Source organism: Peribacillus sp. FW305-BF15, assembly GCF_058783805.1.
This window is the reverse complement of sequence record NZ_JBYSYV010000019.1, coordinates 1-22546: the sequence shown is the minus strand read 5'-3', so window position 1 is coordinate 22546 and position 22546 is coordinate 1. Positions and strand designations below refer to the sequence as shown.

At 42.3% G+C, this 22546-nt stretch carries 20 protein-coding genes, 1 pseudogene, 1 riboswitch and 1 other annotated feature; of the genes and pseudogenes, 15 read left to right on the top strand and 6 right to left on the bottom strand.

Translation table 11 applies throughout. From position 1 onward, the window contains the following. Nucleotides 1–8 precede the first annotated feature (8 nt). The 6 genes from AC3WLU_RS19030 (at nt 9) to AC3WLU_RS19005 (ending at nt 5048) form a co-directional block, all read left to right on the top strand. Nucleotides 9–1049 carry a Gfo/Idh/MocA family protein gene (locus AC3WLU_RS19030; RefSeq protein ID WP_034305944.1) on the top strand — a complete coding sequence of 347 codons (1041 nt, stop codon included), beginning with the start codon at nt 9–11 and terminating at the stop codon, nt 1047–1049. A gap of 21 nt (nt 1050–1070) precedes the next feature. Further along, nucleotides 1071–2039 (top strand): sugar phosphate isomerase/epimerase family protein, encoded by a 969-nt coding sequence (locus AC3WLU_RS19025; RefSeq protein ID WP_057278546.1) that lies wholly within the window; start codon nt 1071–1073, stop codon nt 2037–2039. Nucleotides 2040–2599: 560 nt separating this feature from the next. Next, a complete protein-coding gene (locus AC3WLU_RS19020; RefSeq protein WP_016131412.1) occupies nt 2600–2920 on the top strand; it encodes a PadR family transcriptional regulator in 321 nt (106 codons plus the stop codon). Nucleotides 2921–2985: 65 nt separating this feature from the next. Continuing rightward, entirely contained in the window at nt 2986–3339 is a 354-nt protein-coding gene (locus AC3WLU_RS19015; protein ID WP_034305937.1) for a DUF1048 domain-containing protein, read from the top strand. A gap of 197 nt (nt 3340–3536) precedes the next feature. Continuing rightward, nucleotides 3537–4298, top strand: a complete 762-nt coding sequence (locus AC3WLU_RS19010; RefSeq protein WP_145506820.1) for an ABC transporter ATP-binding protein — start codon at nt 3537–3539, stop codon at nt 4296–4298. After that, a complete protein-coding gene (locus AC3WLU_RS19005; RefSeq protein ID WP_187050434.1) occupies nt 4299–5048 on the top strand; it encodes an ABC transporter permease in 750 nt (249 codons plus the stop codon). Nucleotides 5049–5603: 555 nt separating this feature from the next. On the opposite strand, the gene rluF is transcribed toward AC3WLU_RS19005, so the two are convergent. The 4 genes from rluF to brnQ all read right to left on the bottom strand — a co-directional run bounded on the left by rluF (nt 5604) and on the right by brnQ (nt 9861). Then, nucleotides 5604–6311 (bottom strand): 23S rRNA pseudouridine(2604) synthase RluF, encoded by a 708-nt coding sequence (gene rluF, locus AC3WLU_RS19000; protein ID WP_034305927.1) that lies wholly within the window; start codon nt 6309–6311, stop codon nt 5604–5606. 115 nt (nt 6312–6426) lie between these two features. Further along, nucleotides 6427–7326 carry a DMT family transporter gene (locus AC3WLU_RS18995; protein WP_492597740.1) on the bottom strand — a complete coding sequence of 300 codons (900 nt, stop codon included), beginning with the start codon at nt 7324–7326 and terminating at the stop codon, nt 6427–6429. 148 nt (nt 7327–7474) lie between these two features. After that, entirely contained in the window at nt 7475–8407 is a 933-nt protein-coding gene (locus AC3WLU_RS18990) for an aldo/keto reductase (RefSeq protein ID WP_098184936.1), read from the bottom strand. Nucleotides 8408–8529: 122 nt separating this feature from the next. Continuing rightward, the gene (gene brnQ, locus AC3WLU_RS18985) at nt 8530–9861 is read right to left on the bottom strand and encodes a branched-chain amino acid transport system II carrier protein (protein WP_492597739.1); all 1332 of its coding nucleotides are present in this window, start codon (nt 9859–9861) and stop codon (nt 8530–8532) included. A gap of 98 nt (nt 9862–9959) precedes the next feature. Then, nucleotides 9960–10206, bottom strand: a binding site (T-box leader). Nucleotides 10207–10413: 207 nt separating this feature from the next. On the opposite strand from brnQ, the gene AC3WLU_RS18980 reads away from it, so the two are divergent. The 6 genes from AC3WLU_RS18980 to AC3WLU_RS18955 all read left to right on the top strand — a co-directional run bounded on the left by AC3WLU_RS18980 (nt 10414) and on the right by AC3WLU_RS18955 (nt 18475). Continuing rightward, nucleotides 10414–10587, top strand: a complete 174-nt coding sequence (locus AC3WLU_RS18980; RefSeq protein WP_164468807.1) for a hypothetical protein — start codon at nt 10414–10416, stop codon at nt 10585–10587. Between the two features lie 495 nt (nt 10588–11082). After that, nucleotides 11083–13824 (top strand): GTPase domain-containing protein, encoded by a 2742-nt coding sequence (locus tag AC3WLU_RS18975; RefSeq protein ID WP_413003008.1) that lies wholly within the window; start codon nt 11083–11085, stop codon nt 13822–13824. A gap of 94 nt (nt 13825–13918) precedes the next feature. Then, nucleotides 13919–14024: riboswitch (SAM riboswitch) on the top strand. Between the two features lie 115 nt (nt 14025–14139). Continuing rightward, a complete protein-coding gene (locus tag AC3WLU_RS18970; RefSeq protein WP_048685529.1) occupies nt 14140–15252 on the top strand; it encodes a sugar ABC transporter substrate-binding protein in 1113 nt (370 codons plus the stop codon). A gap of 56 nt (nt 15253–15308) precedes the next feature. Then, a complete protein-coding gene (locus tag AC3WLU_RS18965) occupies nt 15309–16811 on the top strand; it encodes a sugar ABC transporter ATP-binding protein (RefSeq protein WP_413003004.1) in 1503 nt (500 codons plus the stop codon). Between the two features lies 1 nt (nt 16812). Beyond that, on the top strand, nt 16813–17817 hold the full coding sequence (locus tag AC3WLU_RS18960) for an ABC transporter permease (protein ID WP_034305912.1): 1005 nt from the start codon (nt 16813–16815) through the stop codon (nt 17815–17817). 292 nt (nt 17818–18109) lie between these two features. Beyond that, nucleotides 18110–18475 carry a winged helix-turn-helix transcriptional regulator gene (locus AC3WLU_RS18955; protein ID WP_063577474.1) on the top strand — a complete coding sequence of 122 codons (366 nt, stop codon included), beginning with the start codon at nt 18110–18112 and terminating at the stop codon, nt 18473–18475. A gap of 64 nt (nt 18476–18539) precedes the next feature. Here AC3WLU_RS18955 and AC3WLU_RS18950 read toward each other — a convergent pair whose 3' ends face one another. Then, nucleotides 18540–19070, bottom strand: a complete 531-nt coding sequence (locus AC3WLU_RS18950) for an NAD(P)H-dependent oxidoreductase (RefSeq protein ID WP_492597738.1) — start codon at nt 19068–19070, stop codon at nt 18540–18542. A gap of 312 nt (nt 19071–19382) precedes the next feature. Between AC3WLU_RS18950 and AC3WLU_RS18945 the strand changes: the two are divergent. After that, nucleotides 19383–19706 (top strand): annotated as a pseudogene (locus tag AC3WLU_RS18945) (ABC transporter permease); the annotation flags it as partial. Nucleotides 19707–19772: 66 nt separating this feature from the next. On the opposite strand, the gene AC3WLU_RS18940 reads toward AC3WLU_RS18945, so the two are convergent. After that, entirely contained in the window at nt 19773–20396 is a 624-nt protein-coding gene (locus AC3WLU_RS18940; protein ID WP_057278558.1) for a nitroreductase family protein, read from the bottom strand. 125 nt (nt 20397–20521) lie between these two features. Between AC3WLU_RS18940 and AC3WLU_RS18935 the strand changes: the two genes are divergently transcribed. Next, the gene (locus AC3WLU_RS18935; protein WP_057278559.1) at nt 20522–20872 is read left to right on the top strand and encodes a winged helix-turn-helix transcriptional regulator; all 351 of its coding nucleotides are present in this window, start codon (nt 20522–20524) and stop codon (nt 20870–20872) included. Nucleotides 20873–21151: 279 nt separating this feature from the next. Then, on the top strand, nt 21152–22135 hold the full coding sequence (locus AC3WLU_RS18930) for a ketoacyl-ACP synthase III (protein WP_187050439.1): 984 nt from the start codon (nt 21152–21154) through the stop codon (nt 22133–22135). The last annotated feature ends 411 nt before the right edge of the window (nt 22136–22546 follow it).

Here is a 22546-nt window from a genome sequence, read left to right as displayed (position 1 = left end):
AAGTCATCATGTACAAATTAAAAATGGGTATTATCGGTGCTGGCGGAATTGCCCAAAAAAGGCATATCCCAGCTTTTCAAAAATTTCAAGATAAAGTGGTTTTATACGCCATTCAGGATATAGATGAAATGAAGGCGCGGGAAGTGGCGCGGGAATTTCATATCGAAAAGGTTTTCACGAATTATGAAGAAATGTTTGCTGAAGTGGATGCTGTTACAATCGCAACGCCAAACAAGTTTCACGCTGAGATTTCCATTGCTGCCCTGCAAGCGGGTGTACATGTGTTATGCGAAAAGCCGATGGCCATTACAACCGAGGAATGTTTAGCGATAACCGAGGCTGCAAACATATCCGGTAAAGTGTTATCGACTGCCTATCATTACCGCTTCATGAAGGAAGCCCAGGCTGCAAAGAAAATGATTCAGGCCGGTGAAATCGGTGAACCGTATGTAGCGCGTGTACAGGCAATCAGGCGGCGCAAAGTCCCTGGCTGGGGGGTTTTTACAAGCAAGGAATTGCAAGGCGGGGGAAGCGTGATCGATTACGGCTGCCATTTGCTCGATTTGGCATTATGGCTGATGGATGACCCAGAACCGATTGAAATCGTAGGTTCGACATATAATTATGTCAGTAAGGGTGTCGATCAGGTCAATTTATGGGGCAATTTCGATGCCTCGGTATTTGAAGTGGATGACCATGCCACGGCATATATCAAATTTGCCAACGGAGCATCTCTATTATTCGAAACATCTTGGGCCGCGAATATCCGTGAAGAAGCAACTGTTTTGAGTTTATCCGGAACGCAGGGCGGACTTGATGTATTTCCGCTGGTCTTGAATCAGGCTAAGCACGGCATGCTTTTAAACAGTGAGGCTGTATGGATGCCAGGAGAGGATACACCAGACCTGCAACAGGCAGAGAACTTTATCAACAGCTGCCTGGGGTTAGCGGAACCATTGGTAAAACCATCGGAAGCCATGAAAGTTTCGAAAATAATCGAAGCGATTTATCAAAGCTCGGCAAGTGGGAAGGTCATGAGCATAAATTAATGAAAAGGTGAGGTGGGGCATGTGAAATTAGGGATCTTTACAGTGCTATTTGCTCAAAAATCATTCGAGGATATGCTTGATTATGTCGCGGATTCCGGATTAAAAACAGTTGAAATCGGTACAGGCGGGTATCCAGGGAATATCCATTGTCCACTCGATGAACTGCTCGAAAGTGAAGAAAAGCGCCAAGAATACCTCGAAGCCGTTCAAACAAGAGGGTTAACGATCAGTGCATTCAGCTGCCATGGCAATCCAATCTCTCCTGATGAAACCTTCGCTAAAGAAAGTGATGAAACACTGATCAAAACAATCAAACTTGCATCCTTACTGAACGTCCCGGTGGTCAATACCTTTTCTGGTACAGCGGGTGATCACGAAGGAGCTAAATATCCAAACTGGCCCGTAGCCCCATGGCCGAATGAGTATACAGATGTGCTGAAATGGCAATGGGAAGAAAAATTGATCCCCTATTGGAAGAAAGTGGCCGCCATTGCCGATGAACACAATATAAAAATCGGCCTTGAACTGCATGGGGGCTTTCTCGTCCACACACCCTACACCTTATTAAAACTGCGGGAAGCTACATCTGATGCAATAGGCGCCAACCTTGATCCAAGCCATCTTTGGTGGCAGGGCATCGAACCAGTCGGAGCCATCAAAATCCTAGGGAAAGCGGGAGCAATCTACCACTTCCACGCAAAAGACACATACCTGGATCAGGATAACATCAATATGTATGGATTGACCGACATGCAGCCTTATGGCAATATCCAGAGCCGTGCCTGGAACTTCCGCTCTGTAGGATGCGGCCACAGCCTGCAAGAGTGGTCCGACATCATGAGCGCCCTTCGCACATACGGTTACGATTACGTCGTCAGCATCGAACACGAAGATCCGCTGATGTCAGTTGAAGAAGGATTCCAACGGGCCGTAACCAATCTGAAAACTGTACTCATCAACGAAAGTCCAACTGATTTATGGTGGGTATAATTTAGAGCCGAAAAGAGCAGCCTAATGCAGGTTGCTTTTTATTTTCGCCCTCACTCGTGCAAAAGTGGATAAGTGAAATTCACGAGTAAAAGCGTGAAACTCACGAGTAAAACAGTATAATTCACGAGTAAAAGTGCGAAACTCACGAGTAAAAGTGCGAAACTCACGAGTAAAAGTGCGAAACTCACGAGTAAAAGCATAAAATTCACGAGTAAAAGTGCGAAACTCACGGATAAAAGTGAAATTCACGAGTAAAACAGCATAATGTACGTCGGCTGTATCTTATGGAGAGAGCTGGTTTTTTAAAAAAATCAATTTGACAGTCACCCTACTGCGTGTTACAGCATACCTTGTAGTAAGTAACGCAAGATACCAATATCACCGAGTAGTGAAGTTGCAGAAATATTTTTAAGAAAGAAAGTTGACACTTCTGCTACTCGGTGTTACAGTTTAGTTGTAATAAGTAATACTAAATAGCGTGATTTCCCAAAAGCTATTCAGTATAAAAATTTCCCTCGGAACTACGTTTTAATATAAGTCACAAATAGAGGAGGCTGAACATGGAAAATTTAACTGAAATGCTGAAGGGTTCGCTGGAAGGCTGCGTGCTGGAAATCATCAGCCGCCATGAAACCTATGGCTACGAGATTACCCGCCGCCTGAATGAGCTTGGGTTTACTGAAGTCGTGGAAGGGACGGTCTACACCATCCTCGTGCGATTAGAAAAGAAAAAACTGGTGAACATAGAGAAGAAACCGTCAGATATGGGGCCGCCCCGCAAGTTTTACTCACTTAATGAGGCTGGACGCCAGGAACTTGAATTGTTTTGGAAAAAATGGGATTTTGTATCATCAAAAATCAATGTCTTAAAGTCAATCTAGCTTCATAAGATATTCCGTACGCTATTTTTGGAGTGTCTTGTTTATAAAAAAGGAGGAAAAATAACATGATGGAATTATTCAAAAAAATGATTGGTGATAAAAAAGAGTATAAAATGATGATGGCACGGGTTGAAGCCCTACCAGAGGACTACCAATTTGTATTTAAGAAAATTCAAAACTATATGTGGAATTTCTCAGCGGGCAACGGGATGGATATGCTGCACATGCAGTATGAATTAATCGAGTTGTTCGAAGCCGGTGCTGCGGAAGGCAGGCAAGTGCTAGAAATCACTGGGGACGATGTGGCGTCCTTTGCCGACGAACTAGTGGCAAATGCTAGAACCTATTTCGCCAAATATCGTGAGGATTTGAATGACAGTATCATGAAGCGATTGGGAAAAAATAAATTCAATAAATAATTCCGACTGAATAGCTGGTTACAAATGTGAAATGCCACCTTCGCTATTCAGTTATATTTTTAACTCGGTAGTAAGTTATACAGATTATCAGTCAGACTAAATAGAGGAGAATAGGCAACCTAGTCCGCTAGGCGCTCGGAAGGATAAATACGAATCTTACAAGCGGCATTACTGCGCTATTAAAAGGAGGAAAAAGTATGAGCAATGCAGCGATTACTGTAAAAGGGTTAAAAAAATCCTTTAAAGACAATGAAGTCTTAAAGGGGGTGGATTTTGAGGTGCGGCGTGGCGAAATCTTTGCCCTGCTGGGCTCAAATGGAGCGGGCAAGACGACGACGGTCAACATCCTCTCGACGCTGATGAAGTCCGATGGCGGCGAAGTAGGTATTTGCGGCTTTGACGTTCAGCGTGAACCGGATCAGGTTCGCCAGAGCATCAGCCTGACAGGGCAGTTTGCAGCTATAGACGGCATGCTTACCGGGCGGGAAAACCTGCTGATGATCGCCAAGTTGCGGGGAGTTTCCAATCCCGCTCAAGTCGCCGACAATCTGCTTGCAAGATTCAGCCTGACCGATGCGGCCAACCGCCGGGCGGATAAATATTCCGGCGGGATGAAGCGCCGGCTTGACATCGCCATGAGCCTGATCGGGACGCCAGCAGTCATTTTTCTCGACGAACCGACGACAGGGCTTGACCCCGAAGCGAGGATTGAAGTCTGGAATACGGTCAAGGAGCTAGCTGGCGGCGGAACGACAATCTTGCTGACGACCCAGTACCTGGAGGAAGCCGAACAATTGGCGGACCGTATCGCCATCCTGCATGGCGGAAAAATCATCTCGACCGGGACCCTTACCGAACTCAAGGAGATGTTCCCGCCAGCGAAAGTAGAGTACATCGAGAAGCAGCCGACATTGGAGGAAATTTTCCTCGCAATCATCGGCAAAAAGGAGGAGATGTAAATGAAAAGCAAAACAGGGGTATTACTAGGGCGTTTAATGCGCAACATCATGCGCAGCCCGGATACAATTATCACGGTGGCGATCACGCCGATTATGATGCTGCTGCTGTTTGTCTACGTATTTGGCGGCGCCATAGAGGCAGGCACGGACAACTACGTCAATTATTTATTGCCGGGAATCTTGCTGATGGCTATCGCATCCGGCGTCGCTTACACCTCAGTAAGGCTGTTTACAGATGTAAAGAGCGGGTTGATGGCGCGTTTCATTACCATGCCCATCAAGCGCTCGTCGGTATTGTGGGCTCACGTGTTGACCTCGCTAATATCCAATTTGCTTACTGTCGTCGTGGTTATCCTCGTCGCACTCTTGATGGGCTTCCGTTCCAGCGCTGATATCCTGGATTGGCTAGCGGTAGCTGGGATAATCGTGCTGTTTACGCTGGCGCTGACATGGCTGGCGGTCATTCCTGGATTGACAGCGGGGTCTTTGGAAGGGGCGACAGCCTACTCGTACCCGCTGATTTTCCTGCCGTTTATCAGTTCGGCCTTCGTCCCCACCGAAACCATGCCTAAAATTGTCCGTGCGTTCGCCGAGAACCAGCCAGTGACTTCAATCGTGAATGCGATTCGTGCCCTTTTGTATGAAGGGTCTGTTGGGAACGATATTTGGATTGCGCTTGCCTGGTGCGTCGGCATCATGGTCATCGCTTACTTCTTCGCCAGTAAAGTATTTAAACGCCAGTTCGGGTAAGTACACCATTATCGGATTGGTCATTTCATAGTCAGCCGATGCGATGATGCATCACATGGAGGACTGCTTACATGCCGGGGCAACCATCGATGAAATCATGGAAACCTTAAAATTGGTGTGATAGGTGGCGGCCACTTATTCCATCATGTGTTTTGCCATGCTTGCTTGAGAAGAACTTACAGCGAAAGGGTAGTGGGTCCTTCGCAGAGGAGAAATGAAAAGAATAAAGCCCATAGTAATTGACAGGAAAAGAGTAGATCCAGAAACAAAACCGCTTTGGTAATCAATGTCTTTAAAAATAGATTCCTTTCATTATCATAAAATGCGTGGAGCTCCCCGCGGAATTCACGAGTAAAAGTGCAAAACTCACGAGTAAAACCGCAAAATTCACGAGTAAAACCGCAAAATTCACGAGTAAAACCGCAAAGCTCACGAGTAAAACCGCAAAGCTCACGAGTAAATCAGCAAAACTACGAATAAAAGCAAAATGATTACAGGAAATCCTTCTGAAATTAAAAAAGCGATGCCCCCGGAATTCTGGGGGCATCATCATTATCATCTTTTCCTAGGGGAATAATCCAATTCCTTAAATAGTTCCGTCAATTCATCCTCGGTCAGGTCGCGCCATTGTCCGATCGCCAGTCCGTCCAGATGGATGTTCATGATCCGGATTCGATGTAAATCTCGGACTTCATAACCTAGTGCGGAGCACATACGGCGGATTTGCCTGTTCAGTCCTTGCATTAAAGTGATGTTAAATGTGTATTTGGTCAACTGCTCAACTTTACAAGGAAGTGTTTTCGTATCCAAAATCTCCACTCCGGATGACATATCTTTGATGAAGGAAGCGGTAAGTGGCTTATCCACGGTTACGATGTATTCTTTTTCATGCTTGTTTTCTGCACGAAGGATTTCATTAACGATATCTCCGTCATTTGTAAGAAGGATCAGACCGCTTGAGTCTTTGTCCAGCCGTCCGATATGAAAAATGCGAAGCGGATGATTTACAAAATCAACGATGTTCCCTTTTATGTGTTTTTCGGTCGTACTTGTAATCCCTATCGGTTTATTCAGTGCAATATAGACATTTTGCTGTTCGACTTTTATCGGCTTGCCGTCCACCCGGACATCATCGCCGGGTTCAGCTTGACTGCCGAGCTCAGCTACAGTGCCATTAATCGTCACACGGCCCTCGGCTATCCATTTGTCTGCGCCTCGTCGCGAGGTAATTCCGGATTCACTGATAAATTTATTGATCCTCAACTAAAGCACACCTTTACATTCAGATTTTCTTCTTTAAAGGATAACGTAAATCATGGTGCATAGACAAGGGGAAAAGAGAAGAAAGCGTTCGTTGATGTGTATCACTGGATGCCCTTTACATGTTCTTCGTGACAGCTGACGGATCTGCTTTTTTCTTTTTGCTTGTCAGGTAGACGCCGAGGAAAACAAGGAGGCCACCGAGGGTTTGGATGGTCGTAATCGCATGACCCAAAATAAGGCTAAGAATGGCGGTAAATACAGCAATCAGATTTAGATAAATCCCAGCCTGACCGGCATTGATATGGCGAAGGGAAATATTCCAGAAAATAAATGAGCCGACAGAAGGGAAAATCCCGATATATAAAAGACCGGTGATGGCTTTACTGCTTAAATCAAGGTTCATTCCCGAGCCAATGGCAAATGGAGCAATGAGAAACAAACCGAGAAATACGGAAACGGCAGTAGCTGAGATGATCGGAATGTTTTTCAGTTTTTTACCGATTATAGAATAGAAGGTCCAAACGAGAATCGCCAGGATCATCAATAGGTCGCCTTTATTATAATTGAGCTGGAATATATCCAGAAGGTGTCCTTTTGTCAAGACCAATAAAACGCCGAATAAAGATATGATAAGTCCAAGTGCATGTAGGGATGAAATTTTCTCCTTTAACAGCAAAGCGGAAAAAAGAACAATTAATGCAGGGTTCATGGAATTGACAAGAGCTGCATTCATGGAAGTTGTATAGGTCAGAGCCCAATAAAGGAAAAAATTATAACTGATGATTCCGAGTGCACCCATGACTAATAGTAATTTCCAGGCTTTCCATACACTCTTCCAGTCTGGTTTTTCAATCCATTGCGCTAAAGGAAACAATAAGAAAACGGCGATTAGCCATCGCGCAAAGGTTAGTTGGATCGGGGAAAGTTCGGTCACAACGTACTTTCCGAATATATAATTACCGGCCCAGAACAAATTTGCCAAGATAAGAAATAAAATAACAATAGATTTTTTCATCAGACTGCCTCTCCCTAAATTTATGGAATATTCACTAAATATAGCAAAATAGGGGTACCTAAGCAATATAGGGGGCCTTATCAGTCAATTTTGGACAGGATAAAAAGGCCGTTCAACTTTAGCTGAACAGCCTTTTCACACATCTATATTAAGCGAAAATGGCACTGATTTCGGCGATTTCATCCATGGTTAAATCGACGTCCAATGCTTGTAGGTTGCGTGTGACCTGTTCTGGTTTTTTCGCTCCGGGAATCAGTACATCTATCGAGTGCCTGGTTAAATACCAAGCTAGTACGACATCGGCGACATCGGTATGCTTCCTGTTGGCGATCGCCCGTACTTCTTCCACTTTTTGCAGGTTGCTTACAAAGGCTTGTCCTTGGAAAAGCGGACTTTTTGCCCGGCCGTCATCGAATGTTGAATCCTGATTATATTTGCCGCCGAGCAAACCGGAAGCAAGGGGGAAATAAGGAATGAAGGAAATATCATTTTCGGCTGTATAGGGAAGCAGGTCTTGTTCTGCCTCCCGTTTGAATAGATTGTACTCGGATTGCAGGACATCGACATAGCCGTCTTTATTCGCTTCCTTCAATTGTTCAAACGAAAAGTTAGAGACGCCGATTGACTTTATCTTGCCTGCATCCTTCAATTCCTTTAAGGCACCTACTGCTTCATCTTTAGGGGTATCACCATCAGGGAAATGGATATAGAATAAGTCGATGTAGTCTGTTTGGAGCCTTTTTAGACTCGAGTCCACGGCATTTTTCAGAAAAGCGGGAGAGTTATCAAAAACGATGCTGCCATCGACAAATTTGTGTGCCCCTTTAGTGGCAAGGACTATGTCTTCGCGTTTGCGGCTCTCTTTAAGGATTTCACCGATAAGTTCTTCTGAACGTTCAGGACCGTAAATGTAAGCTGTATCCCAAAAGTTGATTCCTTCTTCCAATGCCGTTCTCAAAACATCCCTTCCTGTATCCTCACTTAGATTAGGGAAAAGGTTATGTCCGCCAATTGCATTCGTGCCAAGGCCAATCGGGTTTACATACAGATCTGTTTTACCAATACGGGTTTGCTTAGACATATTACTTATCATCTCCTTTGACACCATCATAACAAAAAGTAGTTGCCGATTTCCAAAATAAAGCAATGAAGGTGTGTACAAAATAAGCAGATGACCGGAAAGATCACCTGCTTACTTCATTATTATAGTGTTTCGACTTCCAACTCCTCAGCGGAAGCTGTTTGTCCGATTTGACTGAGCAGAATGCCAAGGGCTGTACCGACGAGAGCAGGGATGACCCATTCCATGCCGTAAGCGGAAAGGGGAAGGACATCAGTCAAGGTTTGTACGGGTCCTAATTGTAAGCCAAAAGCATTCAGCCCATCCATCAAGGCGAAGACTCCTGTGAAAGTCATTGCACTGCGATAAACCTTCTTAGGATTTTTGAAATGACGGCTGAAGAATGTCAGGACAATCAGGACGATCGTTAGCGGATAAGCCATCACAAGGAATGGTACAGATACTTTCAGAATTTGATTCAGACCCATATTTGAAAGGATGAAACCGACGATTGTTACAATCAGAATGACGGTTTTATAGTTCAGCTTGGGGAAAAGTTTCGAGAAATACTGTCCGCAAGCAGTCGTCAACCCGACAACGGTGGTGAAGCATGCCAAAGTGAAAATGATGCCAAGAAGGGCCTTCCCGCCGGTTCCTAGTAAAAGGGTGGAAGCGACAGTGAGGATATCCGTTCCGTTTTTGAATGACCCACCGGCCGCCATGCGTGCTCCCATTACACCTAAGGAGATATAAACTAAAGAAAGCAAAACGCCAGCGATGAGACCCGCTTTTACTGTATATCTCGTCAATTGTTTTCGTTCGGAAATCCCCCTTTGCTGGATTGAAGTAAGGATGACGATCCCAAAGGCCAAGGCAGCTAAAGCATCCATCGTGTTGTAGCCTTCGATGAACCCTTTCGAAAAGGCACCTGCAGCATATGCTTCGGTTGGAGCTTGGAAAGGAGCATCAAGCTTTACGAACCCAACGACACAGAGAATGACCATCGACAAAAGTAGAACGGGAGTGATCCAGCGTCCCATGAAGGTTTCCATTTTTTCCGGATTCAATGAAATGGCATAAACGATGATGAAAAATATGGTTGTGAACATGAATAGAAATAGTGGTTGATCCACAGAGTCGCCAAGATACGGCTTGAAGCCCATTTCATAGGCAACATTCGCATTCCGCGGAATGGCCAGAAACGGCCCGATGCTTAAATAGATTACGACCATGAACAACGTGCTGAATAGGGGATGTACCCGGGCACCGATGGTTTGTGCGCCGCCTTTAACAAGTGAGACTGCAAGAAGCACCAAAATTGGCAGGCCGACTCCGGTGGCGACAAAACCGGCGATGGCTGGCCAGAAAGAAGTTCCAGAAGATGCTCCTAAAAATGGAGGGAATATGAGATTCCCGGCTCCGAAAAACATTGAGAAAAGCATAAGGCCGATAAATAATGTGTCTGTTTTTTTCATGGTGATTTCTCCTTTTTTTAAAATGATAACTCCCGCCGACTGGCCTGAAAAAGGCTAATTAAAGTGTTTTGTGCAAATAAAAAACTCGCCCCTGAAAAATCAGGGACGAGTTTGTGCTCGCGTTACCACCCATATTCCGCACTTCAAAGAAGCTGCGGCACTCAGTCAACGTACGAATTCATACGTGATCCATTGTAACGGCGGAAACCCGTCAAAGCCTACTGCATTTTCAGCTTTGCATCTCAGAGATGATTTTCGGATAGGCCTTGGACATCGACTTCCACCACATGTCGACTCTCTGTGGAACAGGGTTCTCATCTTACTCTTTCTCTTCATAGATTTTATAATATAAAGATAATTTAGCAAATTCTGATTATGAAGTCAACATAATTTATCATTAATCCTTTCAAAGGAGCAGGAAATTAGTCCCCATTTGGCGAAACCAACTTTATCAAGAGTGTTTTTTGAAGAAGAATAGGATATTACTCCCTATTATCTTTCTAATCGCAACTATATTATAATAGAAGGCAGAACACTAAAGGAGACAACAACATGTCTGAAAATAAAAAATTAAGCCTGGCGGATGCAGTCAAACAAAAACTGGCTCAAAAGCAAGCAGGATCAAGTAAAGATAAACTGGAAACAGGCGTTGTGAAGAAAACGAAACAGCTAAAAAGCCAGTTGACCAAAAAGCCGAATAACCAACGTAAGCGTACAGGGGTATAATCCTAATTCGTCAAAGGACAAGTACTGTTCGGAGCTTATCAGTGAGCAGTTACCTTTTATGAATGAGGGTACTGCTTTTTTATATGAATGCAAAAATGGGGATCAAGTAATGGACGAGCCAGAGTGATTTTGTTTTTTACCGTTTATAGGTAAGTTGAAGGGCTGGGCTTCTGGTCATTTAGAGGGATGGAGAATGGTTCGCTCACTTCTAGCTGATATGTGGTAAAACTAGAAAAACATATTTTCTCGAAAATGGAAATGACATCTCTGTATCGGTTTATTAAAAACATTACAGTTCTAGTTGGTTCTGTTTTAAAATTGTAAGAGTGGTGACATGTTGTTACCATATTGTTTTGTTAAAATAACATTTTAAGGTTTTGTAAATGATTTTTTAACTAAAGGAACCTATAAATTGAATATTAGGTCTGCTATGAGTCTTATAGAATCAGTGATGATCCTTTAATTGAAAATATGAAATATATCGGGGGAATAAAGATGGACGAACGTCTGATCGGAAAAAAATATTATGAAACGATGCTTGAGGATACAAGGAAGCATCCCATTCAAGCTTTGGGTGAAATGTTCCTCGTGGAACAAAAAAAGGAAAGATCCGATTTAACCGCAATTAGATTTGCTCAAGGAGAGGTATATTTTCAGCACCATGACTATGAAGCAGCCATTTTTAAATGGGAAAACATAGAAGGGGAACTTGGTTCATGGGCGAAGAAAAACATCGCTGATGCGTATTTTGAATTGGAAATGTATTCAACCGCAGAGGATATCTATAAATCCGTCGATACGGATGAAGCTGTCTTGAAAACAGAAGTTCTTTTGCAGCTGTTTTCCCTGTACATAGTGGAATCAAGAAATGATTTGGCTTCCAAAGTCGTGAAAGAAGCAGTCGAGTTTCAACCAGACTACCCGAATGTCACTGAAATTGCACGCGCCTTTTTTGAAGAACAAAAGGATTGGAACAGTGCGGTGGTATTAGCGGCGAATGAAAGTATCCGTACAGAGTCAATGGGCTGGTTCGATGTGCTGAAAACGTATATCCAGCAGGGTGTTGCCCAATCGATGGAGCCGGATTATTTCTCAACTGTCCTTGGTTCGCTATACACACTCGACCAGGAACGTTTCGAGAAAATGACGGTTGCCCTTTGGAAAAATTATAAATATACGGATGCTTATTTCGAATGGTTAAGAGTGATTAATAATTTGATAGATAACATCGAATTGAACCATGCGGATGTATGGGATGAGCTTTCCGTCTATTACAGGGATGCATATGCAGGTTTGTTAGAAGGAACGCATCTAATCAAAGAATTAAGTCCTGTCGTGCCAAGGTTGCTGGAAAACTGGCTCAAAATCGCAGACGGGGAGCTTTCGCTGTTTGCGGCGGCATCCACGTTGTCCTGGAATGAAATCTTCCCGGATACGATTAATGCGCTGGTCATTCAGGATGCGGAGAGCCTGCTTTCGAAATCGCCTAAATTGGGAGGCGGACTGGAAGCGGGAGAGAAACTGTTCAATTCCATTATCCAGTGGGCTGAAGATAATGATTTAAGGGTTGGAAATAAGCTTAAATGGATGGTGGAGGGGCTTAAAGATACCAGCAATTTCAATCTCCTTCTTGCAGGAAGTACAGGAAATGGCAAGACATCCTTTATTCAGTCAATCGTTGGAGAGAGCATTGCTGCTGAGGACCATTCTTCCCTAGTCAGTGTCAAAGACGGGGATGATTTGGAAATCCTTGAAATTACCGATACAGATAGCAAAGTTGTCGAGGAGCTAACTGATTTGGATGAAACACGCCGTCAGCGCGGGACTATAGTCGATGTGACAATCATCAGTGACTACCTAAGAAATAATCATTTGCGATTATTGGATACACCGGGGTTCAATGGGGAACAAAGCGTGGAATCCGATTTCCAAGGCTATTTACATGGCAGTGATGGCCTGATGTTCGTTCTTGACGCCCGGGCTCCTTTCACCGGCAGCGAAAGGGATCTGTTATTGGAAATTCAAATGATGGCACCTAAACTGCCGATCCATTTCCTATTAAATAAAATGGATACGATATACAGTGATCAGGTCGCAGTCCGGATGGAAGACGAAACATGGGATAAAGTGAATGCATATTTCCCGAATGCGAAAGTGTTCGCTTTCTCCAAACATTATGACAGCAGGCAGCAATTGAAGGACCTTTCAGCCTTCCTTCAATCGAATTATCAAGATGATAATTGGAAGGAAAGAAGATCTGAAAAAATCCTGGCATTCATTCGTAAAACTTTATCTTATCTATTAGAAAAACGGACAGCCAATGAGCGGAAATGCGAGCATTCCATCTCTTGGAATGAGCAGATGGAAGTCAAACTGAATGGAGCGGTCAATCAACTGGCTGATCTGGAAAAAGAAAAAAGTGAAAATATCATAAGGTCGTATCGTTCGCTTAAGGACGAAGTGAAAAGTCAGCTATATTCAAAAATTCCTGAATTACTGAGGGATTGCTCTAAATCGTTAACGGAAAGCAGTGATTTCAGTCAGGTCCATGTACAGTTAAACCAGGAAATGAATGAGCGGATTCAAAACTTCATTTCTGACAAGATCATGCCTCAATATTACCGTTCTCTTCAAGACTGGATTGCCAGTTCCCAAATGGAGTTCTCACAAAGCCAGCAGTTCATGGATGAGATGAGTGCCGGATTCAATGAATTATACAAAGAAGAACGGATTACACTGGCAGGTGACTTCAGGGTATTGGATGACTGGCGCCGTGATGCCGACCGGATGACAAGCAGTATCCGCATCGAAAACGTCAATATCCTTTTGCGCAGGACTCCATCACAATTGCTGCTTAAAGGAGCAGGTAAGCTATTTGGGGCGATACCGCAAAATAAGGCCAATATGTACAATCGTTACAAGAAATACCTGGAAAGTGAAGATTACCTGGATGTTGCTGAAATGATCACGGAACGTTTCCTAACCCAATTTGGATTGTTTGAAAAATCATTGGATCGGGACATCTCACTTTTCTATCGCAGTTCATTTGCCTTACTTCAAAAAACGATAGAGCAGACTCAGACTGAAATAAAAGACTACCAGGCTGCATTGGAGCATATGAAAGAAAATCCTGAGGTTTACCGTGATCCGATCACGTTGTTCGAAGTGAAATTAAGGCAGTTGGAGAGGCTTGAAAAAATCGAGAAAAAGCGTCTAGCCCAGCTCCAAAGAAAATAAAAATAACAGGAAACATTTCAAATATTCAAAAATCTATTGACTTTACGACTATATCCCTATAAAGTGATAATTACGAAAACGTAACACAATATATCTCTTATCAAGAGTGGCGGAGGGACTGGCCCTAAGATGCCCAGCAACCGTTCCATTAGGAATTGGTGCTAAATCCTGCAAAACAGAAATGTTTTGACAGATAAGAGAGGGACAAGTCTGCAAAACAGCCGATTAAACCTCTCTATATTAGAGAGGTTTTTATTTTGGGATTTACACCGACTTAACTGATAAGACTAATTAGAAAACATGGAGGGGAACAAGATGAGAAGGTCTATTAAAGGGATATTCATTTCTGCCATCGCTTCGGCTTTGCTTTTAACGGGTTGCTCTGCAGGGCAGAGTTCCACAGAATCGAAGAAAGAAGAAAAAGTATCATTTGAAAATGTCCCGGAGAGATTTGCTGATGGCGATGGAGCCAAAATCAAAGTGATCCGTAAAATTGGCGGTGATGATCATACTGCCCAATACCTGGCGGGGGCGAAAGAAGAAGGAGAAGCACTGGGGTTTCAGGTCGATACGTACACAGCCAATGGTGATACGGCTAAATTCCATGATGCGATAGCACAGGCTTTGGAGGAAGATTACGACGGCTATATCATTTCACATGGTGATGATGCCGCAACTGTAAATGACGTTCAGAAGTTGGTTGATGCAGGTAAAAGCGTTGTCACATTCGATTCAATAAGCGATCTATCTAAAATAGAGGGCGTGACATTAACTTCACAAGATGATGAAGCGCTGGCAACATTGGCTTTCGATAAACTGATAAAAGAACAGAAAGGTGAAGCGGCAATTGCATATCTTTGGGTGGATGGTTTTCCTCCAATGGTAAGAAGAAATGCAGTCTATCAGGAAAAACTAAAAGAAAATCCAGGGATTAAAGAAGTCGAAAGATTCGGAGTGGCATCCGCTGATACTTCGGTTCAGACACAAAATGCTGTAGCCGCAATGCTGAATAAATACCCTAAAGGCAAATTGGATGCCATTTTCGCAACATGGGATGCCTTTGCCATCGGTGCAGCCCGGGCGATTAAAGAAGCGGGCCGCGATGAAGTGAAGATATATGGAATTGATGTTTCGAATGCAGATCTCCAGGAAATCCAATCGGCTGATAGCTCTTGGTCCTACACGGCAGCAGTCGATCCCAAGTTGATCGGTGCAGTGAATATGAGGATATTGGCTAAAAAATTAGCGGGTGAAGAAACACCGCAAACATATGATTTGGAGGCATCACTCATTTCGCAAAAGCAAATCCAAGCTTCAAAAGAAGCGGTAAACATGGCAAACCTGTCTGATATTGTCGATGGCTGGGGTGTATCGACGGAATTTGAAGAAGATTGGATGAAGGTTTTGAAAGATCATTATAAAAAATAAAAAGAGACACTCTCTTTCCAGCGAAGGGAGTGTCTGTTCTATAAGGGGGAATGGACATGGGCAAGCAACTAGAAATGAAGATGATTTCGATTGAATTTCCGGGGGTGAAGGCGCTAAGTGATGTTGATTTTTCCGTACAATCAGGAACAGCCCACGCATTGGTCGGTGCAAACGGAGCAGGGAAATCGACGTTAATGAAAGTTTTATCGGGAGCCCATGTTCATTATTCAGGTGACATTTTTATTGATGGGATGAAGCGGGATATCCGCTCGCCAAAAGCTGCTCAGGAACAGGGCATTCAAATAGTTCATCAGGAAGTGGATACCGCCCTCATCCCTTATTTAACAGTTGGGGAAAATGTAATGTTGAATGATATGGTCCAAAACATGGGAAAAAAACAAAGGGTACATTGGAAAGAACTGCACAACAAAGCCACTTCTATTCTTGAAGATATGAAAATTCATGTCCCTTCGAAAAAGTTGGTTAGAGACCTGACCTTGGCTGAAAAACAGATGGTCCTGATAGCAAGAGCCGTTTCGACAGAATGCAAATTCCTGATTCTCGACGAGCCAACTGCTCCGTTAAGTCATACGGAGACGACAGAACTTTTTCGAATTGTAAATGAGTTAAAGCAAAAAGGCGTGGCAATCATTTTCATTTCACATCGTCTGCCTGAGATTTTTGAAATCTGTGAGGAAATTACGATCATGAGGAATGGGGAGCGTGTCACTTGTCGAAAAATCGAGGACATAACCCGTACCGAAGTGGTAGAGAACATGCTCGGGAAAACCATGGATGAACAGTTTCCTGAAGTGAATGCTTCGATTGGAGACGTAATTCTGGAAGTGAACGGATTGTCAGATGCCGAGAAAGTTAAGAATGTCAGTCTGAATATTAAAGCAGGAGAGATAATCGGCTTGGCTGGGCTGGTCGGGGCTGGGAAAACGGAGCTGTGTAAAACCCTTTTCGGTCATACGTCCATCACAGCGGGTGAAGTCATACTGAATGGTCGAAAGCTTTCTCTGAAATCACCGCATGAAGCAGTAAAAAGCGGGCTGGCACTTGTACCTGAGGAACGCAGGAAAGAAGGGGTCCTTGTACAGGAATCAGTCTCGGCAAACTTGACTGCAGCCAGTCTCGGCAAATTCTGCAAAATATTCAGTGTCGTCGATCGTAAGGCGGAAAAGGAAAAGGCGAAGGAAATGATCGCAAGTCTCGGCATTAAAACACCTTCAGGGGAAGTGAAGGTCGAAAACCTATCCGGTGGTAACCAGCAAAAAGTTGCGATTGGAAAATGGCTTATGGCAGATGCGGATGTATACATATTCGATGAACCAACGAAAGGGGTCGATGTCGGAGCCAAGAAGGATATATTCGAATTGATTGCAAAGCTTGCAAGGAATGGAAAAGCGATCATTTATGCATCCTCCGAGCTTACCGAAATCATTGGCATTACCAACCGGACCTATGTGTTATATGACGGGAGCACTGTCATCGAATTAGAAACAAGCAAAACGAATGAAGAAGAACTACTATTCTATTCAACAGGAGGTAAATAGGATGAGCATACCCATTCCTGTTACACAGACAGCGAAAGCGAAGAAAAAGGTGGAACTATTCGACTTTTTCTATAAATACGGCACAATATTGACGATTATCATTCTGATTGGAATTTTCGCCGTATCCAATCCATCTTTCATCCAAACGTCTAACCTGATAAACATCCTGCGTTCCATTTCAATCGTGACCATCATTGCGATCGGCATTACGATATCACTGACCGTGGATGGCTTCGACCTTTCCGTCGGCTCCGTCGCATCATTGGCCAATGCCATCGTCATCTCGATGTTTGTCTGGTTTTCCCAGGATACATTCATCGCCATATTAGCTGCGGTCGGTGCCTCACTTTTCGTAGGGGCTTTGAATTCATTCATGATCGTTAAATTGAGAATTCCCGACATGCTGATGACATTGGCTACCATGTTCATTATCCAGGGAATTGCCCTTACCTATACAAAAGGGGCCACGGTTTCGCAAAATATGGTCATGCCAGACGGGACGTTCGCAACAGGACTGATCAGCCCGTTTTTCGCCAAAATTGGCCAGGTACCGTGGATAATCCTGATCATGGCCGTCATTGTGATAGCGACCCATATCTTTTTGACTTATACGAAGCACGGTCGTTATATGTACATTATTGGGGGAAATAAGGAAGCGGCGAGACTTTCCGGGATATCGGTTAATAAATACAAAATCCTTGCCTATCTGCTTTCGGCTCTATTTGCTGCAATCGGGGGGATTGTCCTTGCTTCAAGGGTCATGACATCGGAAATCAATTCAGGGTCACCCTATTTAATGGATGCCGTCGCGGCAGCCTTCATTGGTTCCTCCGTTTTGGGAGCGGGAAAACCTAATGCCTTTGGAACCTTCATCGGTGCAGTCCTGATCGGAATCCTTCAAAATGGACTCATCATGATGTCCGTTCCGTATTATGCGATGGATATCGTCAAAGGAACTGTGCTGGCCCTTGCGCTCGCGGTAACCTATTATAAGCAAAAACATTAAAAAGAATTCGTTACGTTACTCTACAGAAATCCAAAAATATGAAAAAATCCTGTTGTAATGCAACAGGATTTTTCCTTTTTAAAAAGGGATGGGTTAAGGAGATCATCATCATTTTACTTACGCTAAAATGGTGGCAGGAGCACTTTTTGAACCCTCATTGTCGGAGTATAAAGATTGACCGCAATTGTAATTTTTATAGGAACCTTATTTACCTTTTAATAAGATTGATAATGATCTATTGTAAAGTATGAACATTCATATCATATACTTATCTAAAGGAGAGTGTAAATTTATGCGTGAAACCTGTGTTCCGGCAGGTGTGAAACCGAATGAAACTGGCTTTGGATATACGCTGTCCTTGATAGGTGGCAAATATAAAATGATCATAATGTATTGGCTGTCTGAAAATAAGGTCATGCGTCATAATCAACTGAAGCGAAGTATCGGTACCATTTCCTTTAAAACGCTAAGCATCATGTTAAAAGAGTTGGAGGCAGACGGCCTTATCATACGCAAGGAATTTCCCCAAATACCTCCAAAAGTAGAATATTCATTATCTGATCGTGGTCTATCTCTCATCCCATTGTTAAATATGATGTGCGAGTGGGGAGAGAAAAACAGTTTGCCAGCTCAGGATACTAAACAGCCGGAGGTGTAGCTATTTTGATAAATCAAAAGAAGTATTTCCCTGACAAGGAAATACTTTTTTAATGAACTGCCTATTATAGGTTATCGACAAAATTCAAATAATCTTGTGCGCTTTTTTCCAATTCGCTCACGGCTGGCTCATTTTCAGCACCATAAAACGCAAAGAATGAACGATAATCTGCATTGCAGTATAGGAAGGTAGTTTCAAAGGGAGATAATAAATGTTCAAGTGTATAGCGATATCTTCCTTCTTCACTATAATCCTCTTCGTTAATTCCGGCAGATACAGCTAAAGCCGCTTTGCGATTCTTTAATTTATCGCCTCCATTTGAACCATAAGCCCAACCATAAGTAAAAACATCGTCAAGCCATCTTTTTAGGAGAGGCGGACAATTAAACCAATAAAAAGGGAACTGTAAAACAAGATTACTATGCGATTCGATTAATTGCTGTTCTTTTTCCGCATTCATGTTTCCGTCAGGGTAAACCTTATACAATTCGTGTACTGTATACTTCTCCGGATATTTCCTTAGCGAATCTACCCATCGCTTATTTATGATGGATGTTTCCAGACTGGGGTGTGCTACGATAACAAGAGTTTTCAAAGATTTCTCCTCCTTAACTATTATTTATTTTAAGTATAAAGTGCACTCTGCAAGTGCGTAAGTATGCACTTTTAGTATAGGTACTTACCTAAAGGAGAGTGTTAAATCAGGTTTAACTAAAAAAACGATCTGTAAATTCCAATATGAAGAAGATGTTAATAAGGGAATCTTAAAAGGTCAGATAGTCACTTTTATATAGGAGGGATATGTACGGCTTTGAATTAGCCAAAATTGACTTACATCAGTGGGGGAAGAAGGCTTTAAACAAAAGCGCCTGGAATGGGAATTTGTAAGAGATGTGATTGATTCCTTTTGATTGGGGGAAATAAGGAAGCAGCTAGACTTTCCGGGATATCAGTTAATACCCATCTGATTCCAGCTCTATTTGCTGCAATCGGGGGAATTGTCCTTGCATTAAGGGGCATGAAATCGGAAATCAATTCAGGATCCCGCTATTGATGCCGTCGCAGCAGCCTTCATTGGTTCCTCCGTTTTAGGAGCGGGAAACCGAATGCCTTTGGAGGCTTCAGCGGTGCAGTCCTGAGCGGATTCCTTATCATGGATGCGATTGATATCATCAAAGGAACAGTTCTTGCCCTAGCGCTCGCGGTAACCTATTACAAGCTAAAACACTAAAGTTTTACGAAAAATTAAGAAGAAAGAGGAAGAGGGTTCTTTTTAACCCTCTTTCCAATACACTCACTATATTTTGTTTTTATAAATGACTTTGCTAACATCGTGTCTTACTGTTTTGTGACCTTCTTTCATTCCTTTCCCCATGGCAATAAGCATAACATCTAAATACCTATCGGAAATGTTTAAGGCTGACTTTAATTGTTCGGAATCATACCCGGACATTGTAATGGTTTCTATACCTGCCTCGTTCGCCAATAAAACTAACGACATTGACGCCAGGCTTGCGTCTCTTATTAATTCAACCTTTAAATCTTCTTTTGATTTATTTAGATAATAATTGATTGCCGCGTTTGTTAGATAATCTCTTACAGATGCGTCAAAATAACCTTTTTGAAATTCATCCTCATGTATCATTATGATATTTTCTTTTTCAAATGCTTGATAATCACCTAGTATAACAATCAGTACTGAGGCTTCAATTACCTGTTGTTGATTAAAAGCGATGGGCAGTAACAAATTCTTTAAATATGGTTCATCTATAACCAGGTATCGGGTTGCTTGAATATTGTTTCCGTTAGGAGATTTACTTGCTCCTTCAATAAGTGTCGCCAACGTTTCTGGACTAATTTTATAATGGGGATCATACTGCCTTACGGAACGTCTTTTTTCTATAGTCTCTCTTACACTCATCGTGTTCACTCCCAATGTTATATTTGCTTTATAATCAGAGTATAATGGACCCATGATGTAGAAGAAAATAACGCACAATAAAGTGGCATAGCCACCTTTATGTGCCTATTCAGGAGGAATGAGGAATGAAGAGTCTAAATACGGGAATAAATATTTTCATGAATACTGTAGGAGGAAAGTGGAAATGCTTAATCCTCTTTTTTCTGAGTCAAAAACCAATGAGGACAAAAGAATTTTATATTCTAATACCGACCATAACCCAGAAAGTCTTAACCGACCAATTAAAGCAGCTGGAAAGAGATGGGCTTGTCCGAAGAGAAGTATATAAAGTAGTACCACCAAAAGTAGAATATAGTTTAACTGAGTTAGGTCAATCATTTGTACCTGTATTAAATACAATGTGTGAATGGGGCACTACATATGCAGTCGAACAAAACCTCGAAAGGCAAGATCAAATCTGTCGTCATCATAAATAAGATCTGCATCAACTAGTAGTATGGATTTTTTTGATAAGTTCAGTAAGGCAAGCAGAATTTAATATTATTAGAGGAAATGTCTTGAAGATGACTTTTGGCATTCTCTCTAAAGATTGTATTGAACTAACAGGTGCTTTCCTTTAAAGTTGCTTTGCCCCGCCCGCTCTTTTTTAAATGTAACGGTTAGTTGCATAAGATTTTTTTTGCTTTATAATTAGTACCAGGTGTTAATATCAAGTTATAAAATGATGCAATTCATACACACGAGGTGGCTATTCTATGTTCAAATCCAAAGCACGTATTACTGCGATAGGTTCGTATGTTCCTGAAAAAAGGTTAACAAATAAAGACTTAGAAAAAATGGTTGAAACCAATGATGAATGGATTGTTAAACGTACCGGTATTAAAGAACGAAGAATTGCACATGAAGAGGAGTTTACTAGTGATATAGGTTATAAAGCTGTAAAGGATTTAATGGAACGGTATGATAAATCTGTCGAAGATGTTGATATGATCATTGTCTGTACCTTTACTCCTGATTTCAACACTCCAAGTGTAGCATCTTTAGTCCAAGCAAAGCTAGGCATTAAGAATACTGGAGCTATTGATTTAAACGCTGCCTGTGCAGGATTTACTTATGGGCTCCATGTAGCTAACGGATTAGTAACATCGGGATTAAATAAGAAAATCCTAGTTATTGGAGCGGATACTTTATCAAAACTTATGGACTATGAAGATCGAGCCACTTGTATTTTATTTGGAGATGGCGGAGGAGCAGTTCTTGTAGAATATGATGAAAAACAGCCAAGTTTTCTTTCTTCACATTTATATTCGGAGGGTGAAGGCGGAAAACATTTATATAGTACAAACCTGTCGACACGCATAAATGGTGAAGACTTAAATGATAGCGGCAACCTTGTACAAAACGGACGTGAGGTTTATAAATGGGCTGTCACGACCGTTCCAAAAGGAATGCAAACTGTGGTGAAAAATGCAGAATATCAATTGAATGATGTTGATTGGTTCGTACCGCATAGTGCAAATTTAAGAATGATCGAGTCAATATGTGAAAGAAGCGGCTTTCCAATCGAACGAACTTTATATAGCTTAGTGGGGTATGGAAATACTTCTTCAGCAACAATTCCCTTATCTTTGGAAATAGGGATAAAAGAAGGGAAGCTCCGTGGTGGTGAGAAGGTTTTATTATATGGTTTCGGCGGTGGATTAGCTCAAGCTGGATTGCTTATCGATTGGACCCTATAAAGCTATTTTCCATAACTAAAAACTGAGTTTGTTCCAGAAGAAGGCCTCTCATCGGGGGCCTTCTTAAAGTATGATTCTTTGCAGAATTAGATATTCAAGGTAAGGTAAAAACTATCTTTAAAACGATGCAGGAACATGACCTTCATTTGAACTGCAAATAATGAGGAAAAGAAATCTATAAAGAACAGTTTCCGTTATGTTTTTTACTCACGGAATTATCCTGAAGAATTGGGAATTGCAAAAGCCACAAAAAATGATTCGTGAAATTAGGAAGCGATCTTACAAGGCTTTTCCCTGCCACTTTCGTGTTAACTGGCTGCTATTTTTTAAAATTTTTTTTGTATGAAAATATATTCGTGAAAGGCCATACAAAATAAGCCCACCATATTCTAATTTTTTGAAGGACGTAAA

Coding starts and splice junctions, on each gene's coding strand:
- AC3WLU_RS18965 (WP_413003004.1), top strand. CDS start 15,309: ATGGGCAAGCAACTAGAAATGAAGATGATTTCGATTGAATTTCCGGGG.
- AC3WLU_RS19005 (WP_187050434.1), top strand. CDS start 4,299: ATGAAAAGCAAAACAGGGGTATTACTAGGGCGTTTAATGCGCAACATC.
- AC3WLU_RS18940 (WP_057278558.1), bottom strand. CDS start 20,396: ATGAGTGTAAGAGAGACTATAGAAAAAAGACGTTCCGTAAGGCAGTAT.
- AC3WLU_RS19020 (WP_016131412.1), top strand. CDS start 2,600: ATGGAAAATTTAACTGAAATGCTGAAGGGTTCGCTGGAAGGCTGCGTG.
- AC3WLU_RS18970 (WP_048685529.1), top strand. CDS start 14,140: ATGAGAAGGTCTATTAAAGGGATATTCATTTCTGCCATCGCTTCGGCT.
- AC3WLU_RS18980 (WP_164468807.1), top strand. CDS start 10,414: ATGTCTGAAAATAAAAAATTAAGCCTGGCGGATGCAGTCAAACAAAAA.
- AC3WLU_RS18935 (WP_057278559.1), top strand. CDS start 20,522: ATGAAGAGTCTAAATACGGGAATAAATATTTTCATGAATACTGTAGGA.
- AC3WLU_RS18955 (WP_063577474.1), top strand. CDS start 18,110: ATGCGTGAAACCTGTGTTCCGGCAGGTGTGAAACCGAATGAAACTGGC.
- AC3WLU_RS19030 (WP_034305944.1), top strand. CDS start 9: ATGTACAAATTAAAAATGGGTATTATCGGTGCTGGCGGAATTGCCCAA.
- AC3WLU_RS19010 (WP_145506820.1), top strand. CDS start 3,537: ATGAGCAATGCAGCGATTACTGTAAAAGGGTTAAAAAAATCCTTTAAA.
- AC3WLU_RS18995 (WP_492597740.1), bottom strand. CDS start 7,326: ATGAAAAAATCTATTGTTATTTTATTTCTTATCTTGGCAAATTTGTTC.
- AC3WLU_RS18990 (WP_098184936.1), bottom strand. CDS start 8,407: ATGTCTAAGCAAACCCGTATTGGTAAAACAGATCTGTATGTAAACCCG.
- AC3WLU_RS18960 (WP_034305912.1), top strand. CDS start 16,813: ATGAGCATACCCATTCCTGTTACACAGACAGCGAAAGCGAAGAAAAAG.
- AC3WLU_RS18930 (WP_187050439.1), top strand. CDS start 21,152: ATGTTCAAATCCAAAGCACGTATTACTGCGATAGGTTCGTATGTTCCT.
- brnQ (WP_492597739.1), bottom strand. CDS start 9,861: ATGAAAAAAACAGACACATTATTTATCGGCCTTATGCTTTTCTCAATG.
- AC3WLU_RS18975 (WP_413003008.1), top strand. CDS start 11,083: ATGGACGAACGTCTGATCGGAAAAAAATATTATGAAACGATGCTTGAG.
- AC3WLU_RS19015 (WP_034305937.1), top strand. CDS start 2,986: ATGATGGAATTATTCAAAAAAATGATTGGTGATAAAAAAGAGTATAAA.